Consider the following 14,778-nt stretch of genomic DNA (forward strand, 5'->3'; position numbering starts at 1 on the left):
ATAGCGCCAGTTCGGGTCGTCATGCCGGCCCGTCCAGCGCGGAGACGGTGTGCGCCGACAGCCATACACGATCCTCGGCATCGTCGCGCACCCAGCGATCGATCATCTCGCCCCATTTCACAGGGTTCTGCATCCGGTGCCACGCCGCTGCCGACCCTTGCGACACCCGCGCATACAGTGTCGGATCGGTCACCAGCCGCGCGATCGCATCCGCCAACGCGCGTGGCTTGCCGGCCGCGAACACCAGCGCGCTCACGCCATCCTCCAGATGCCCGTCGAACATCGGATGGTCCGACGCGATCACCGGCGTGCGCGACGCGAGCCCCTCGAACAGCGTCAGCGGCAGGCCTTCGGGAAAATTGTGACGGCTGGGGACGATCACCGCATCGGCGCCTTGCATCATCGCCGGGATCGCGCCGTTCGGGACGAGCCCGAGGAACCGGACGCGGTCGGCGACGCCGAGGCGTGTCGCCAGCGCCGCGAACTTGTCGGTTGCGCCCAGACCCGCGACGTCGAGCCGGACGTCGAGGCGGTCCTTCAGCAGTGCCACCGCGCGGACCAGGTCGCCGACACCCTTCTTCGCGCTGATCGAGCCGACGAACAGCAGCGTGATGGGCGGTCCCGACGCGCGCGTCTTGCAGGGCTGTGTCTCGGGCGTGCGATCATGCGGGAAATCCCACGCCAGCACCTTGTCCGCGCGCAAACCGATCCCGACCAGCGCCCGCGCGGCATTGGCGCCGTGATTGGCGACCAGCGTCACGCGGCGATCGTTGAGCAGCTTCGGCAGCCGCCTGAACCGGACCCAGCGATAATAGGGATTGGCGAACGAATCGGCCATGATGACGCCCAGCCGGACGTCGTGCTCCAGTCCCCAGCGGATCAAATGCAGCATCGGCCCGAACACGATCAGGTGGGTCGGCGCGAACTGCTCGATCAACGCCAGTACCGGCGCGGGATCCTGGTCCGGATTGGTATCCGCGCCGATCACCGTCACGCCGCTGTCGAGCGTCTCCCAATAGGACGGCGCGAGCGAGCACAGGAACCCGACCGCCTCGTGCTCTGCCCGCCACGCGGCGAGCTGGTCGAGGACATAGCCGTGGCCGTAATAGGTCTCGCCCCCGGTGGCGCGGCGCAGGCGGTCGGCCTCGCGGTAGTCGCCCGAATAATGCACGATCAGCAGCCGCGTCATCCGATCCTCCCAAGGCCCGCGAGCGGCGTGCCGAACCCGAGCTGCCAGCGGACCGCGAGCATCACCGCGAACACCGCGCAGGCCGCCCCGATCGCCAGCGCGTCCTGCCGCCAGAAGCTCATCCGCACGCGGTGCAGGCCGACTGCGATATAGCCATATTGCAGCAGCTCGGTGACCGCGACCGCGACGACCGCGCCCGGAAAGCCCGCGAGCCGGTGGCCGGTCGGCAGCAACACCGCGAGCGTTACCAGCCGCATCATGTTGGCGACGCTCGCATAGAAGGGCCGCCCCGCGCTGAGCAGCAACGCCTCGTTGAGGTTGGACAATACCGCGAACACCGCGCCGCCGAGCAACACCGACAGCATCCAGCTCGCCGCCTGGTAACGCGGATCGTAGATCATCAGGATCAGCCCGTCCGCTACCGACGCCGCCAGCGCGAGCGCCGCGCAGACGCCGAGCGTGAACACCGCGCGCGAGCCCGCGATCGCCCCCATCTGCCCCGCCCGGTCGCTTTCGGAGACGCTAGCCAACGCGGGGAAGATGATCTGATAGCTCATCCGCCGCGCGAGCGTGGTCGGCAGCTCGGCGATCGCGCGCGCAATGCCGTAGATGCCGAGCAGCGCGAGCGGCGCGACGCGGCCGAGATACAGCCGGTCGAGATTGGTCGCGGCGTACATCACCAGCGAGGTGATCGCGATCCACTTGCCGAAATGGACGATCCGCCGGACGATTTCGCGATCGAAGCGGAGGCGCTGGCCGGGGTCAGGCAGCAGATAGCTCAGCGCCGAGCGGATCGCGACCGCGAGGACGAGGCCGATGACCGGTGCCCAGACCGAGCGCAGCCACGCCGCCAGCGCGACCTGCACCGCGAACGCCAGCGCCTCGCACGACAATTCGAACAGGTTGCGGCGGCGGACCTCCATCTGCTTGACCAACACGAAGATCGCGGTCGAGTGTGCGCCGCCGATCATCGGCGACAGCGCCGCGACCAGGAAGATGCGGACGTCGATGCCGTAGGCGTGCGCGAGGAACGGCGCGGCGATCAGGAAGACCAGGCTCAACAGCACGCCGCGCAGCAGTTGCAGCGTCCAGGCAGTGTCGCGGAACTGGCGGTCGAGCCCGTCGCGGTGGTGGATGATGTTCTGCTCGATCCCGACATCGGTCAGCAATTCGACGCCGAGCCGGATCGCGTTGACCACCACCATCACGCCGAGGATCTCGGGCGCGAGCAGATAGGCGAGGACGATGTTGAGCCCGAACTTGAGCCCGGCGGACACGACGAAGGTGCCCGCGGTCCAGACGAACTTGCCGAGATAGCCGGACGCGGTGCTCATCGCTCCGGCGCGGACAGGTCGCGCGCGGCAACGGGCGCATCGGCGGGGCGGCGGGCGCGGACGAGGCCCTGGAGCATGCCGATCGCAATCACGTTCCACGTCACCAGCGAGTATATCCCGACCCGCAGGCTCCGGCGGCGCATCGTCAGGAACGCCAACGGCAGCAGCAGGATCGTGAGCAGGGCGATACCCTGTCCCAATGCCAGCGCGACGAGCATTGCCAGCCACCAGCCATAGACGATCACGCTGTAGCGCAACTGGGCGAACCCGCGCAGGACCTGCGACCAGTGCGGCCGCCCCCAGGCGGCGCGGATCACTTCGCCCGGACCGCCGGCATAGCCGGTGCGCAACCGTCGCCACATCAGCTGGTAGCCGCCGGTCGCGTGGCCGTGATGCTCGACCGCGGGGACATTGATCCGCGCCAGCCGCCAGCCGTCCGCGCGCAGCCGGGCGCCGAGCTCGTATTCCTCGAACGCGTGGAGGTTGCGGTCGGCGAAATGCCCGACGCGCTGCACCGCGGCGACGCGGTACAGCCCGCCGCAATCGAGCCGGTCGACATCCCCCGCCACCGCGCTTCCCTTCACGCGATCGTTGCGCGCGCGGAGTTCGAATTCGATGCTGTCGGTGTTGACCTCGCGCACGCGGCCTCCGACCGCAGCGTGACGGGGGTTCGCCTCGAGGAACGCGATGCCTGCTTCGAGGAAATGCGGGTCGAGGACCATGTCGCCGTCGAGCAGGTAGAAATACTGGATGCCGGGGGTCTCGGAGGCGGCCTGGAATGCGAGCTGTGCCCCCGTGCCGCAGGACCGCTCGGCAGGATCGGCGAGTTGCGCGATCCGCGTGCCGGGATGTGACTGCGCCAACGCTATCGTGGCGTCGGACGACCCGCTGTCCGCGAGCACGACCAGCCCGCCGCCGACGCGGTCGAGCGCGGCGCGCGCGCTGCCGATCGCGGCGTCAATGTGCGCCGCCTCGTTCAGCGCCTTGATCCCGACTGCGACCGTCACTCTGCCCCCGTATCCCCACGCGAGCGATAGCGTGCCAGATACGCGGACGCCATCGCCTCCGGGCTGAAACTGTGGGCGAGGTCTGCGCCGTAACGTGCGGCAGTGACGCGTACGGCCGCGGGATCGTCGATGACAGCCGCCAGTTGCGCGCCGATCCCCGCGACGTCGTCGACCGCGGCCTTGAACGGATAGTCGGCCGGGATCGCTTCATCGAGGCCTGGAGCGTCGGTGGTCACCAGCGCGATACCTGCCATCAATACCTCGAGCGGGAGCAGCGCGAACCCTTCGAACCGCGACGGCAACAGGACCGCGTCATACTCTTGCAGGCGTTCGGACAAGCGCTCGATCGGCGCGGTCATCCGGACGTCCCAGCCCGCCAGGCCCTTCGCTAATCCTTGCGTCACCAAGTCCCGCATCGCGCCTGAGCCGGCTATCGTCACCACGACGTCGCGGCGCGTCGTCCGCGCGTGTGCCTCTCGGAGGATGGCAGGCAACAGGTCGGCGCCCTTCTGATGAACGAGCCGCCCCGCGAACAGCAGGCGTACCGGGCCCTCTTCCCGCCCGATCGGAGACGCCGCCGGTGGCGACACGCCGTTGTAGATGACGTCGGCGAGCGGCCGGCGGCCGCACGTGACGATCGCCGCGTCGGCATTGGCGGCGTTGCGTGACACAGCCACCGCGTCGCCCATGGCGAGCCGCTGCGTCACCCATCGACCGATGCCGCCCCAGGCGATCCACAACTCGCTGTTGTGGACGGTGCGCAGCAACGGCGTGCGGCGGACGCGACGCGAGATCAGGCCCGCCACCGCCAGCGTCAGCTCCGGTATCTCGGTATGGACATGGATCAGGTCGGGCCGCTGCTCGGCGACCGCGCGAGCGAGCGACCGCGCAGCGAAGACCACGCCGCCCGACTTGAACCCGCGGTCCGTGCCGAACCGGAACGGCACGCCCCAACGCGCCAGCCGCTCGGCCATGTCCTGCCCGACCTTGCTCAGCGGCGACTGGCGCAGCACCGCAAACAGCGAGAACTCGACCCGGTCGCGCAAGACATCGATCAACCCCAGTGCGACGTTCTCGGCACCGCCCATGTCGAGATGCGTGATGACGTGCATCACCCGAAGGCGCGGCGCACCCGCCGCTTGCGAAGGCTCGTCGTTCGTACCCGTCACCAGATGATCCGCCCCCCGCCGCCATCTGCGCGTAGCAACGCCCGGCAGGCGCGTCCATGCCGGCCCTAGCGGCATGCCGCCACCCGCTATAGACCGACCGCGCAAGTGGGGGCGTCGGTACAGGTGAGCGAGAGCATAGCGACAGGGTCGGCCGCAACCGCAGGCGCGCGAACGTCGGCGCCGCAGGACGGACGCGCGCTCAGCTATCGGCCGGATATCGACGGGCTGCGGGCACTCGCGATCCTGCCCATCCTGCTCCTGCACTGCGGCGTGACCCGGTTGCGGGGCGGGTTCGTCGGGGTCGACATCTTCTTCGTGATCTCCGGCTTCCTGATCACCGCGATCATGGTGCGCGACATCGCCGACGGGCGCTTCTCGATCGCGCGCTTCTATCGCCACCGGATCGTCCGCATCCTGCCTGCGCTGCTCGTGATGATGACCGTCACGCTCGCGATCGGCTGCGTGCTCCTGCTGCCCAACCAGTTGCGCGATCTCGGGCGTAGTGCGGCGGCGACCAGCGTGTTCGGGTCGAACGTCTATTTCTACCTGACGTCGGACTATTTCGCGGCGGCGTCCGATGCCAAGCCGCTCGTCCATACCTGGTCGCTGGCGGTGGAGGAGCAGTTCTACCTGCTCTACCCTCTGTTGCTCTGGTCTCTCCGGAGGCTATCGCGCCAACGTCTCGCGCAGGTGATCGCCGGCCTAGCACTCGTCTCGTTCGCGATCGGCGGGTGGCTGGCGACGACCTATCCCTCTGCCGCCTTCTTCCTGCTGCCCGCGAGAATCTGGGAATTGTCGCTCGGTGCACTAGTCGCGCTCGGCGCCGTACCGACGATCGCGCACCGATCGATCCGGGCGGCCCTGTGCATTCTCGCGATCGCAGTGATCGCCGCAAGTTGCATCGCGATCAGCAGCGGCTGGCCGTTTCCCGTTCCCTTCGCGCTGCCCCCAGCGGTCGCTGCAGCGGTGTTGCTGGCGTATGGCGGAGAAGGTCCGACGGCACGACTGCTCGGCGCGTGGCCGCTGCGGGCGATCGGATTGATCTCCTATTCGGCCTATCTCTGGCATCGCCCGATCATCGCCTTCTACCAGATCCGCCATGGCTCGACGCTCGCGCCGGTCGAGACGATCGGGCTGCTCGGCGCATCGCTCGGTGCGGCATGGCTGAGCTTTGCGCTCGTCGAGCGTCCAGCCAGCCAGCGTTGGCGCAGCGGATCGGGGCTCGTCCCGCATGGAGCCGCGGTCGTGCTACTCGCGGCGATGGCGATCGCCGGGTTGACGATCGCCGCCAAGGCCGACGACATCCGACCACTCTCGCCGCGTCAAGCGTTGGCCGCTAGCTATCTCGGCTGGGACTCGACGGAGGCAGGCAAACGCCAATTCAGCACGGATCGCTGCTTCGTCTTGCCGACCGGCCGCGGCTTCTCGCCCGATTGCCTGCGGTTGTCGGCGACCAAGCCCAACATCGCACTGTTCGGCGACAGCCACGGTGCGCATTTCTCGGAAGCGCTGCACACGCTGCTGCCGGGCGCGAACCTCATCCAGGCGACGGCGGCCGGGTGTCGGCCGCTGCTCCACGGCAAAGGCCTGCCGACCTGTCGCACGACCATGGACACCGCGTTCGACACGCTGGATTTCGCGCGGATCGATACGGTCGTCCTGTCAGCACGGTGGCTCGACTTCGAACAACCGGCGTTGCTCGACACGATCCGCTGGCTGCGCAGCCGGGGTACTACCGTCCTCGTGATCGGCCCCTCGGTCGAATACGACGCGGATCTCCCCGCGCTGATCGTACGCTCCGAGCAAGCGACAGGGGCCCGCTTGGCCGACCGCTTCCGCCTTCCCGATCGGATCACTCTCGACCGGACGATGGCAGGCCCGGTACGCGCGGCGGGCGCCGCCTATGCCTCGGCGATCGAACCCGAATGCACGGGCACGACATGCCGGTTGACCACCGCCGACGGTACGCCGCTGCATTTCGACCATTCGCACTTCACGCCGGCGGGGGCGCAGCAAACGCTCGCGGCGATCCTCGCCCGGCATCCGGTCACTCGGCGCCGCCCGCGGTAAGTACCGGGCGATGCTTGCGCTTGCGTCGGCGGAGCTCGCGCATCACGTCGTCGCCCGCCTGTTTGGATGGCGCCACCCGCTTTTCGTCCATCGTGCAGTAGTGCGCCAACGCAACCGCGAAGAAGAAGACCGTGCTGACGATGCCGTCACGCTCGAACAGGCCGCTTTCGGTGATGTTGTGGCCGATGCAGAACATCAGCATCGCCGCGATCAGTGCCCCGCGCCCCTTCGCAATGTTCTCGCTTGCGAGCAGCTTGGCCAACGGCCAGACCGCCATAGCAAATACCATCAGAAGCACGCCCGGTATGCCGACTGTCACCAGCTGGTCGATATAGCCGGAATGGCCGACCGTGATTTTGGTTACATACCCCTGCCCGTATTCGAAGACCGGGCTGCCGGACTCGATGTTCCAGAACGACCCGAAGCCGGCGCCCAACATCGGATGATCGCCTGCATAATTCAGCAGCGCGGCCCAAATCTGGCCACGTCCGGTAAACGCCTTCGGCTGAAGGAAATTCGACTGGACCATGTCCGCATAGGCACTGGTCAGGAACCATACGACCGAGCCGACAATCATCAGGATCGGTATAATGTAACGGCGTAGTCGAATGCTGACTGTCTCGAAAACGACTCCGCCGATCGAGGCCAGCACTACCATGCCTCCCGAAGTCTTCGACTGCGATCGAAACAAGAAATAGGCGGCGATCACGATGGCAAAAATTCGGATCGTCAGCCGTATCCGCTTTGCATCGAACAGGAACATGACGATGCACAATGCGCAAACGGCACCGGCGAAGTTCTTGTGTCCCAGAAAGCCACGCCAGTTGCCAATAAGCGCGGTCGCCATATCTTCGCCAGTCATGTGAACGCCGACCATGGGGTCCAACTTGACGACGACATACGAGATCAGCACCGTCGCCAGCAGCGCATAGCGCAGGATATCCACCGTCAGCTGATACCCGCCATGTCGCACCAGGCTGAACACCATCCACGCGACCAATGTCGTCAGCAGGACGCGACGAAACGCCGTGCCGGGGTCGATCGCCCAACTCAGGCTGATCCAGCACCAGGCGAACGCCACCAGCAGAGGCCATGACAGCGCGACCATCGACCGAGGCGTCACCGACGGACGAATAGCAAAGATCGTGCCGGCCAGGATCGCAAGATACGCGATCTGGCGGACGATGCTGCCTTCGCCGGACTCGCCGCCCTCGACGTTGGTCATGATCGGCCCGAGCATGACCAGAGCTACCAGCGCGATGATCGCGATCCGGAGCGGCATCAACCCGTCGCCCAGATTGCGCGCGATCGCACCGATGCCCGGTCCACCATCCCCACTGCGTTCGCGGCGCCCGTCGCGCGCCGCGCCGCGCGCGATCAGCCAGTCGCTTCCCGAATAGGCCGGGCTTCCGGAAGCTGGATCGGCGTTGTCGTGGCTGGAAACCATGCGGACACATCTCTCGATAGAACAGGTCGCGACCGTCGACGCACCGGACGATGCACAAGATCGTCCGCAGCATTTCTATCCAGCGGGAGGACATGCGTCCAGCGTCGCGCATCGCGGCAAGTATCCATCCCGCATCCCGCACGCTGGAACTTCGTCGCAGACGTACTCACTTTGTTCACGGCGCGGACTTTAATCTGAAGCAATCGAAATGAACCCTTCTGTCCATGCACGGGGTTCCAATGTCGTTTTTTACAACTTATTGGTCCTTTTAGCCTTGCGAACGGTTGAACCCGTTGTCGCACGTCGTTACGGCGTCCGTAGACAATGGAGTACGACATGGCCGAAGATACCACCGACCTGAATGCGGTCGAACTGGCAACCGAACTGACGATTGCTTGGCTCGGCAACCCAAATACACGTAGTTCGGCCGATGACGTCCCCGCGTTTCTCGGCAAGATGCATGAGACCGTGTCTGCATTGCTCGGCACATCGACCGAAGCCGCCCCCGCCGAAGCTGCGACCGAATACACGCCTGCCGTAACGGCACGCAAGTCGCTCGCGTCGAAGGATCACATCATCTCGATGATCGACGGCAAGTCGTACAAGACTTTGCGTCGCCACCTCGCGACCCATGGCATGACTCCTGCCGAATATCGCGAACGCTATGGCCTGAAGGCCGACTATCCGATGGTTGCCGAGAACTACTCGGAAAGCCGTCGTGCGATGGCGAAGAAGATCGGCCTGGGTCGCAAGCCCGGCGCGCGCAAGACCGATGCTGCCCCTGCCCAGGGCGCTGCGGCGACGCGTAAGCGCAAACCGGAAGCCGCCGCTGCCGAATAAGCAGTCGCGTTTACGGCAAGATACAAAAGGACCGGCGTCGCAAGACCCCGGTCCTTTTTCGTCAAATTAGCCTTTGCTTGGTGATAACGACTGCCGGCAATGACGGCGCGGCGGGCAAAATTGCCAAGTCGTCCTACGGCGCGTGTCCCTATTTGCCGAACGCCCCGCGCCGATACAGTAAGGTGATCGCGACGCGGCGGTTGCGCGGGTCGGCGGGGTCCTTGACGATCAGCGGCTCGCGGTCGGCGACGCCTTCGATCCGCTCGAAGCGTTGCTCGGGCGTGCCACCCGACAACAACCGCCGCCGCGTCGCCTCGGCGCGACCGGACGACAGCATCCAGTTGTTCATCGCGCGCGGGTCGCCATACGGGACGCTGTCGGTATGGCCGCGGATCATGATCGGGTTCTGCATGCCCTGTACCGAGCCTGCGATCATGCCGATCAACGCCGACGCTTCCGGATCGAGCGCAGTCGTGCCGAGCGCGAACATCGAGTAATCCGCATCGTCGACCAGATCGATCCGCATCCCGTCCTGCGTCGGCACGAAGCGGACATGGTTCTGCAGGCGCGACAGTTTCGCATTGCCCGACATCTCGCCAAGCACGCGCCGACGCAGCGCCTGGAAGTTCTTCTGGTCTTCCTTGGTCAGCGCATCGCGGCTTTTCAGCGAACCCTTGGGCCCCGTCCCCGCCGATGGCCCACCGAGCCCCGCATCGGGAATCGCAAGCTGCGCCATGCTGGTCTGGCCCGGCTTCGGCCCAATCCGATTCTTGTCGAGGATCGATTCGCCGCCGAACAGCCCGCCGCCGCCGATGCCGAGCGAGCGCGTGTTGAGGATGGTCGGCGCGAAGTAATCGGCGATGCCCTTGCGCTGTTTCTCGGTGGTCGCGCCGACGATCCACAACAGCAGGAAGAACGCCATCATCGCGGTCACGAAATCGGCATACGCGACTTTCCACGCGCCGCCGTGATGGCCGCCATGCGCCTCGATATAGATCTTCTTGACGATGACCTTGGGCGGCTGATTCGTCCCATGAGGCGCGCGCGCGGCCACGACGTTACTTGCCCCTCAGCCCGTCGAAGACTTCGGCGAAGCCCGGCTGGTTCTTGTGCGCGATGCCCGAGCGTGCGGCCTCGATCACCAGCGGCTGCGGGTGGCCGTGCAGCGAGGCGATAATGATCTGCTTCACGACGTCGTAGATCGACGCATCGGCATCGAGCACCTGCTTCAGCCGGTTCGCGAGCGGCGCGACGATGCCGTAGGCGAGCAGCACGCCCATGAACGTGCCGACTAGCGCCGAACCGATCATCGCACCCAGGATCGACGGCGGCTTGTCGATCGAGCCCATCGTCTTCACCACGCCGAGCACCGCCGCGACGATGCCGAGCGCGGGCAGCGCGTCGGCGAGGCTGGCGAGCGTGCCGTGCGCCGCCTCTTCCTCGTGGTGGTGCGTCTTGATCGAGTGGTCCATCACCTCCTCGACCGCATGCACGTCGAGCGTCCCCGACGACACTACGACCAAGCGCAGCGTATCGGCGATCAGGTTGACGAGCGCCTTGTCCTTCAGGAGCTTCGGATATTCGGCGAATACGGCCGAGGACTGCGGATCCTCGACATGCGGCTCGAGCGCGATCGGCCCGTCCATCCGCAGCATCTTCATCAGCTTGCTGACGAGGAAGATGACGTCGAGATAGTCCTGCTTCTTGTACTTGGGCCCCTTGAAGACCTTGCCCAGGCCAGCGCCGAGCCCCTTCAGCTCCTTGCCCGAATTGCCGATGATCAGCGCGCCGGCGGCGGCACCGCCGATGATCAGCATCTCGTGCGGGATCGCCTCCATGACGGGGCCGAGCGCGCCGCCGGTGAACGCGAATCCGCCAAACACCATGACGAGCAGGACGACGATGCCGATGACCGGAAACATGGTGTTCGAAATTCCCCCAGGGCCGGTGGCGGCTCTTGCGTCGCCACAGAATTAACCGCCTTTGGTAGCCAACCGGTTACCAAGACGACGTCGAGCGCGATTAAATTCGGATCAGCGCAGATAATCGAACAGCGACAGCGCCGAGAGCTTCGAGAAGCTCGCCTGCGTTGCCGACAGGATCGTCATCGTCTTCTGCAACTCGACCACCGTCGTGGTGATGTCGGTATCCTCGAGACCCGACCGGGTCGCCTCGCGGTCGGCAGCGACATCGGTCAGCCGCGATGCCTCCAGATCGACGCGCGCGGCGCGAGCCCCGAGCGAGGCCTGCACCGCGGACACCTGGTCCGACGCCGCGCCGATATCGGCGAGCGACGTGTCGAGCGAACTCGCCTTGAAATCGTCCGACTGCAACGCGGTCGCGATCGCCGAGAGCATGGCGAGCGTGTTCGTACCGCCTTCGATGCTGCCATCGGGCTTGGTCTTGCCGCCGACGGTGAAGATGCGCGCGGCGGTTTCGTTCGCCTGGACGCTCTGGCCATCGCCGATCGGGATACCCGAGACCGGCTTGGCGGCGAGCGCGTAGCTGCCGTCGGTCGCCACGGCGGGCGCGCCGTCCGCCCCGCCGAACAGCGCTTGGCCCCGAGCGTCCTTCGCATTGGCGAGATTGGTCAGCGTCGTGACGAGGCCGGCGATCTGCTCGCCGATCGCCTTGCGGTTCGCGGCGTTCAGCGTGCCGGTCTTTGCCTGCGTCACAAGTTCGGTCGCGCTCTGGAGCTGGTCGGTGATCGCGGTGAGGCTGGTATCGCCCTGTTTCAGCACCGATTCGGCGGTGCCGAGATTGGCGACATAGGCCTTGTCGTCGACGGTCGCGCGCTTGAGCCCGGCGAGCCGCTGATACGCGGCGCTGTCCGACGACGGCGCCGACAGCTTGGTGCCGGTCGAGATTTGCGACTGGAGCGAATCCGCCTTCGCGCCGAGCGCGTTGATCGACGACGAGGAGCGATCATAGAAGAGGCTGGTGGCGATCTGCATGCGCGTTACCGTAGATCGAGGATGGTCTGGAGCGTGTCCCGCGCGGTCTGGATCACGCGGCTCGACGCCTGATAGGCCTGCTGGAAGCGGAGCAGGTCGACCGCTTCGCTATCGAGATCGACGCCCGACGCGGACGCGAGCGAGCTGACCGCGCCGTCGCGGATCGCGCTCTGCGCATCGGCCACGACCTTGCGCTGTTCGAGCGCGGCGGCGTTGCCGGCGATCAGCGTGGTGTTGCGCGTCTCGAAGGCGCCGCTGCTGCGGACCGCCTGCAACGCGGAGAGATTGGAGGCGTCGCGCTTGCCACCGGTCGCACTCGCGGCGGCGATCCCGCGACCATCCGTGAGCGCGACGGAAATATCGGTCGGCGTGCCGCCGGTCGCGAACAGCGCCGCACCTGCATTGCCGTCGAGATCGCGGCCTTGCGCCTGCACCGCGTTGACCTGAGTCGTGAAGTCGATGGCGATGGCGTTGAGCGAGCCGCGCGCCGTGGCGATCCGCTGCGCGCCCTCCGCAAAGCCGGCGAGCGCGCCGCCGGTCGGCGACAGCGCGGAGGTGACGTTGTCGCGCGTGACCGCGAACTGTACCGCGCCCTCGTCGTTGCGCGCATAGGATGCCTGCGCGCTCTCTCCGCCCGCGACGAACACCGAGCCTGCTGCGCCGCCGAGCCGAACGGTCGTCCGCCCGAGATCGTCGAACGACGTGGCGATGTCGGTGATCGTGCTCATCTGTTCGAGCATCTGGTCGCGCTGGTCGGCAAGCTGCGCCGCGGTCGACGATCCGGGTGACGTGCGCGCGATGCCGTCGTTGATCTTGGCGAGCGCGGTGCCGAGCGAATTGAGCGACTGCACGGCTTGCGATGCGGTCGAATCGAGATCGGCGGACGCGGTATCGAGCGCTTGCCCGGTCGCGGTGAACGCCGCCGCCGCCGTGCCGGCGGATTCGAGCATCACCGCGCGCGCCGGCTCCGAGGTCGGATCGGCCGCGAGTTTCTGCGCCGAGGTAAAGAAGCTGGTGAGCCGGTCGCCGAGCTGGTTGTCGCTCAGCGCGGTCTCGATCCGGTTCATCCAGGTCACGCCGGCTTCGGTCTTCGCCAGATCCGTGCCCGCCGAGCGGACCGCCTGCGACCGGTAGGCGTCGGCGCTGCGGCCGATCCCGGTAACCGTCACGCCGTTGCTGCTGACCGACTTTTGCGCGTTCAGCCCGCCATTGACCGACGACACTTCGGAAAGCGTCGTCGTCCGCCGGGTATAGCCCGCATTGCCGGTGTTCGCGATGTTCTCCGACACCGTGGACAGCGCGGTCTGATACGCGCGCACGCCCGAAGCGCCGATCGAAAGGAGATCGCTCATGGCGGCGAGTCTGCCGCAGCCTGGTTAAGATCGGATTGAGACTTGGCGAGAAAATCGGTCATCGCCTTGCCGATGCCGAGCGGCGTGTGCTCGGCCATCGACTTCGCGATCAGCCCGTCCTGCATGTCGGTGAAGGTGTCGATCGCCTTCGAATCGAACAGCGGGTCGGCCAGTTTCGCCTGGCGCATGCTCTTCAGCATCATGCCGGTGAAGACCGCCTCGAACTTCTGCCCAGCCTTTTCGAGATTGTCCTTCGACTTGAGGCGACTCGTATCGGTCGAGATGCCGGTGGTCGCGGTCGTCGCAGACAGCGTCGCGGACGGGGTCGGCGTAATCGCGCTCAAAGGACGATCAACTCGGCCTTGAGCGCGCCGGCTTCCTTCAGTGCCTCGAGGATCGCGACCAGATCGGCCGGCGATGCGCCGATCGCGTTGACCGCCTTGACGATGTCGGCAAGCTTGGGGCCGGGCGCGAGGAGGAACATCGGGCGACGCTCCTCCTCGACCGCGACGCGGCTGTTCGGCGTGATCGCGGTCTGGCCCTGGCTGAACGGCGCAGGCTGGCTGACCTGCGGCTTCTCGTCGATCCGTACCGTCATCTTGCCGTGCGTGATCGCCGCAGGCCCTACGCGGACCGCCGAGTTGATGACGACGGTGCCGGTGCGCGCGTTGACGATCACCTTGGCGGAGGGTTCGGCGGAGACGACATCGAGATTCTCGATCGTCGACATGAGGGTGGCGCGGATATCGGCGCCGATCGGCGCGCGGACCGCGACGGAGACCGCGTCGATCGCCTGCGCGCTGCCGAAGCCGAGCTTCGAGTTGATCGCGCCGGCGACGTTCTGCGCAGTGGTGAAGTCGGCGCGCGCGAGGTTGAAGGTCAGCGTCGGGGCGCTGTCGAACCCGGTGGCGACCGCGCGTTCGACGGTCGCACCCTCGGGAATACGTCCGGTCGAGGGCACGTTGACGACGATCTTCGACCCGTCCGCGCCCTCTGCACCAAGCCCCCCGACCGCGAGGTTGCCCTGCGCCATCGCATAGATCTGGTTATCGGCCCCGAGCAGCGGCGTCATGATCAGGCTGCCGCCGCGGAGCGACTTGGCCTTGCCCATCGAGGCGACGGTGATGTCGAGGCGCTGGCCGGGCTTAGCGAACGGCGGCAGTTCGGCGGTGATCATGACGACCGCCGCGTTCTTCATGCCGGGGTTCGCCGATGGCGGCAGCTGGAGACCGAAGCGTGACGCGACGGCCTTCAGCGACTGCACCGTGTATTCGAGATTGTCGTCGCCGGTGCCTGGCAGGCCGACGACGATGCCGTAGCCGGTGAGCTGGTTCGAACGGATACCCTGGAACCCGCCCAGGTCCTTGATGCGGTCGGCCGAGGCCGGCGCGGCGAGCAGGAGCGATGCCAGGAGGG

The 14,778-nt window shown here is 66.6% G+C and carries 14 protein-coding genes; 3 read left to right on the forward strand and 11 right to left on the reverse strand.

Features of this window, described 5'->3' with window-relative positions; genetic code table 11:
* Positions 1 to 19: 19 nt before the first annotated feature.
* Genes BM244_RS16030 through BM244_RS16045 form a run of 4 tightly spaced genes read right to left on the reverse strand, consistent with a single transcriptional unit; the run spans position 20 to position 4,774 of the window.
* The gene (locus BM244_RS16030; RefSeq protein ID WP_093399908.1) at positions 20 to 1,189 is read right to left on the reverse strand and encodes a glycosyltransferase; all 1,170 of its coding nucleotides are present in this window, start codon (positions 1,187 to 1,189) and stop codon (positions 20 to 22) included.
* On the reverse strand, positions 1,186 to 2,523 hold the full coding sequence (locus BM244_RS16035; protein WP_093399909.1) for an oligosaccharide flippase family protein: 1,338 nt from the start codon (positions 2,521 to 2,523) through the stop codon (positions 1,186 to 1,188). The genes BM244_RS16030 and BM244_RS16035 overlap by 4 nt, the downstream gene beginning before the upstream one ends.
* Positions 2,520 to 3,530 carry a glycosyltransferase family 2 protein gene (locus tag BM244_RS16040; protein WP_093399910.1) on the reverse strand — a complete coding sequence of 337 codons (1,011 nt, stop codon included), beginning with the start codon at positions 3,528 to 3,530 and terminating at the stop codon, positions 2,520 to 2,522. Before BM244_RS16040 ends, BM244_RS16035 begins: the two co-directional genes overlap by 4 nt.
* Positions 3,527 to 4,774, reverse strand: coding sequence for a glycosyltransferase family 4 protein (locus BM244_RS16045; RefSeq protein ID WP_093399911.1), 1,248 nt, complete (start codon positions 4,772 to 4,774; stop codon positions 3,527 to 3,529). The genes BM244_RS16040 and BM244_RS16045 overlap by 4 nt, the downstream gene beginning before the upstream one ends.
* Before the next feature lie 48 nt (positions 4,775 to 4,822).
* On the opposite strand from BM244_RS16045, the gene BM244_RS16050 reads away from it, so the two are divergent.
* Complete coding sequence (locus tag BM244_RS16050) at positions 4,823 to 6,769, forward strand: acyltransferase family protein (RefSeq protein WP_175518236.1); 1,947 nt, start codon at positions 4,823 to 4,825, stop codon at positions 6,767 to 6,769.
* Here the strand turns inward: BM244_RS16050 and BM244_RS16055 are convergent.
* On the reverse strand, positions 6,747 to 8,216 hold the full coding sequence (locus BM244_RS16055; RefSeq protein ID WP_093399913.1) for an O-antigen ligase family protein: 1,470 nt from the start codon (positions 8,214 to 8,216) through the stop codon (positions 6,747 to 6,749). The two genes, BM244_RS16050 and BM244_RS16055, sit on opposite strands and share 23 nt — an antisense overlap.
* A 50-nt stretch (positions 8,217 to 8,266) precedes the next feature.
* Here BM244_RS16055 and BM244_RS23155 point away from each other — a divergent pair, with 50 nt between their 5' ends.
* Both BM244_RS23155 and BM244_RS16060 read left to right on the forward strand, forming a co-directional pair.
* Positions 8,267 to 8,428, forward strand: a complete 162-nt coding sequence (locus BM244_RS23155; protein WP_175518237.1) for a hypothetical protein — start codon at positions 8,267 to 8,269, stop codon at positions 8,426 to 8,428.
* 124 nt (positions 8,429 to 8,552) lie between these two features.
* Complete coding sequence (locus tag BM244_RS16060; protein ID WP_093400070.1) at positions 8,553 to 9,056, forward strand: Ros/MucR family transcriptional regulator; 504 nt, start codon at positions 8,553 to 8,555, stop codon at positions 9,054 to 9,056.
* Between the two features lie 148 nt (positions 9,057 to 9,204).
* Here BM244_RS16060 and BM244_RS16065 read toward each other — a convergent pair whose 3' ends face one another.
* From BM244_RS16065 to BM244_RS16090, 6 genes are all read right to left on the reverse strand, one after another.
* Entirely contained in the window at positions 9,205 to 10,110 is a 906-nt protein-coding gene (locus tag BM244_RS16065; RefSeq protein WP_093399914.1) for a flagellar motor protein MotB, read from the reverse strand.
* Positions 10,111 to 10,114: 4 nt separating this feature from the next.
* Complete coding sequence (gene motA, locus BM244_RS16070; RefSeq protein WP_056061555.1) at positions 10,115 to 10,978, reverse strand: flagellar motor stator protein MotA; 864 nt, start codon at positions 10,976 to 10,978, stop codon at positions 10,115 to 10,117.
* A gap of 111 nt (positions 10,979 to 11,089) precedes the next feature.
* Positions 11,090 to 12,010, reverse strand: coding sequence for a flagellin N-terminal helical domain-containing protein (locus tag BM244_RS16075; RefSeq protein ID WP_093399915.1), 921 nt, complete (start codon positions 12,008 to 12,010; stop codon positions 11,090 to 11,092).
* Between the two features lie 5 nt (positions 12,011 to 12,015).
* Entirely contained in the window at positions 12,016 to 13,362 is a 1,347-nt protein-coding gene (gene flgK / locus BM244_RS16080) for a flagellar hook-associated protein FlgK (RefSeq protein WP_093399916.1), read from the reverse strand.
* Complete coding sequence (locus BM244_RS16085; protein WP_368086081.1) at positions 13,359 to 13,706, reverse strand: rod-binding protein; 348 nt, start codon at positions 13,704 to 13,706, stop codon at positions 13,359 to 13,361. Before BM244_RS16085 ends, flgK begins: the two co-directional genes overlap by 4 nt.
* On the reverse strand, positions 13,703 to 14,773 hold the full coding sequence (locus BM244_RS16090) for a flagellar basal body P-ring protein FlgI (RefSeq protein ID WP_254784508.1): 1,071 nt from the start codon (positions 14,771 to 14,773) through the stop codon (positions 13,703 to 13,705). The genes BM244_RS16085 and BM244_RS16090 overlap by 4 nt, the downstream gene beginning before the upstream one ends.
* Positions 14,774 to 14,778 lie beyond the last annotated feature (5 nt).

The organism is Sphingomonas sp. OK281, from assembly GCF_900115295.1.
GTDB lineage: Bacteria > Pseudomonadota > Alphaproteobacteria > Sphingomonadales > Sphingomonadaceae > Sphingomonas.

Bases quoted from the DNA above. Each gene is read 5' to 3' on its own strand.
- BM244_RS16060 (WP_093400070.1), top strand. From the start codon at position 8,553: ATGGCCGAAGATACCACCGACCTGAATGCGGTCGAACTGGCAACCGAA.
- BM244_RS16055 (WP_093399913.1), bottom strand. From the start codon at position 8,216: ATGGTTTCCAGCCACGACAACGCCGATCCAGCTTCCGGAAGCCCGGCC.
- BM244_RS16030 (WP_093399908.1), bottom strand. From the start codon at position 1,189: ATGACGCGGCTGCTGATCGTGCATTATTCGGGCGACTACCGCGAGGCC.
- BM244_RS23155 (WP_175518237.1), top strand. From the start codon at position 8,267: ATGCACAAGATCGTCCGCAGCATTTCTATCCAGCGGGAGGACATGCGT.
- BM244_RS16045 (WP_093399911.1), bottom strand. From the start codon at position 4,774: ATGCCGCTAGGGCCGGCATGGACGCGCCTGCCGGGCGTTGCTACGCGC.
- BM244_RS16075 (WP_093399915.1), bottom strand. From the start codon at position 12,010: ATGCAGATCGCCACCAGCCTCTTCTATGATCGCTCCTCGTCGTCGATC.
- flgK (WP_093399916.1), bottom strand. From the start codon at position 13,362: ATGAGCGATCTCCTTTCGATCGGCGCTTCGGGCGTGCGCGCGTATCAG.
- BM244_RS16035 (WP_093399909.1), bottom strand. From the start codon at position 2,523: ATGAGCACCGCGTCCGGCTATCTCGGCAAGTTCGTCTGGACCGCGGGC.
- motA (WP_056061555.1), bottom strand. From the start codon at position 10,978: ATGTTTCCGGTCATCGGCATCGTCGTCCTGCTCGTCATGGTGTTTGGC.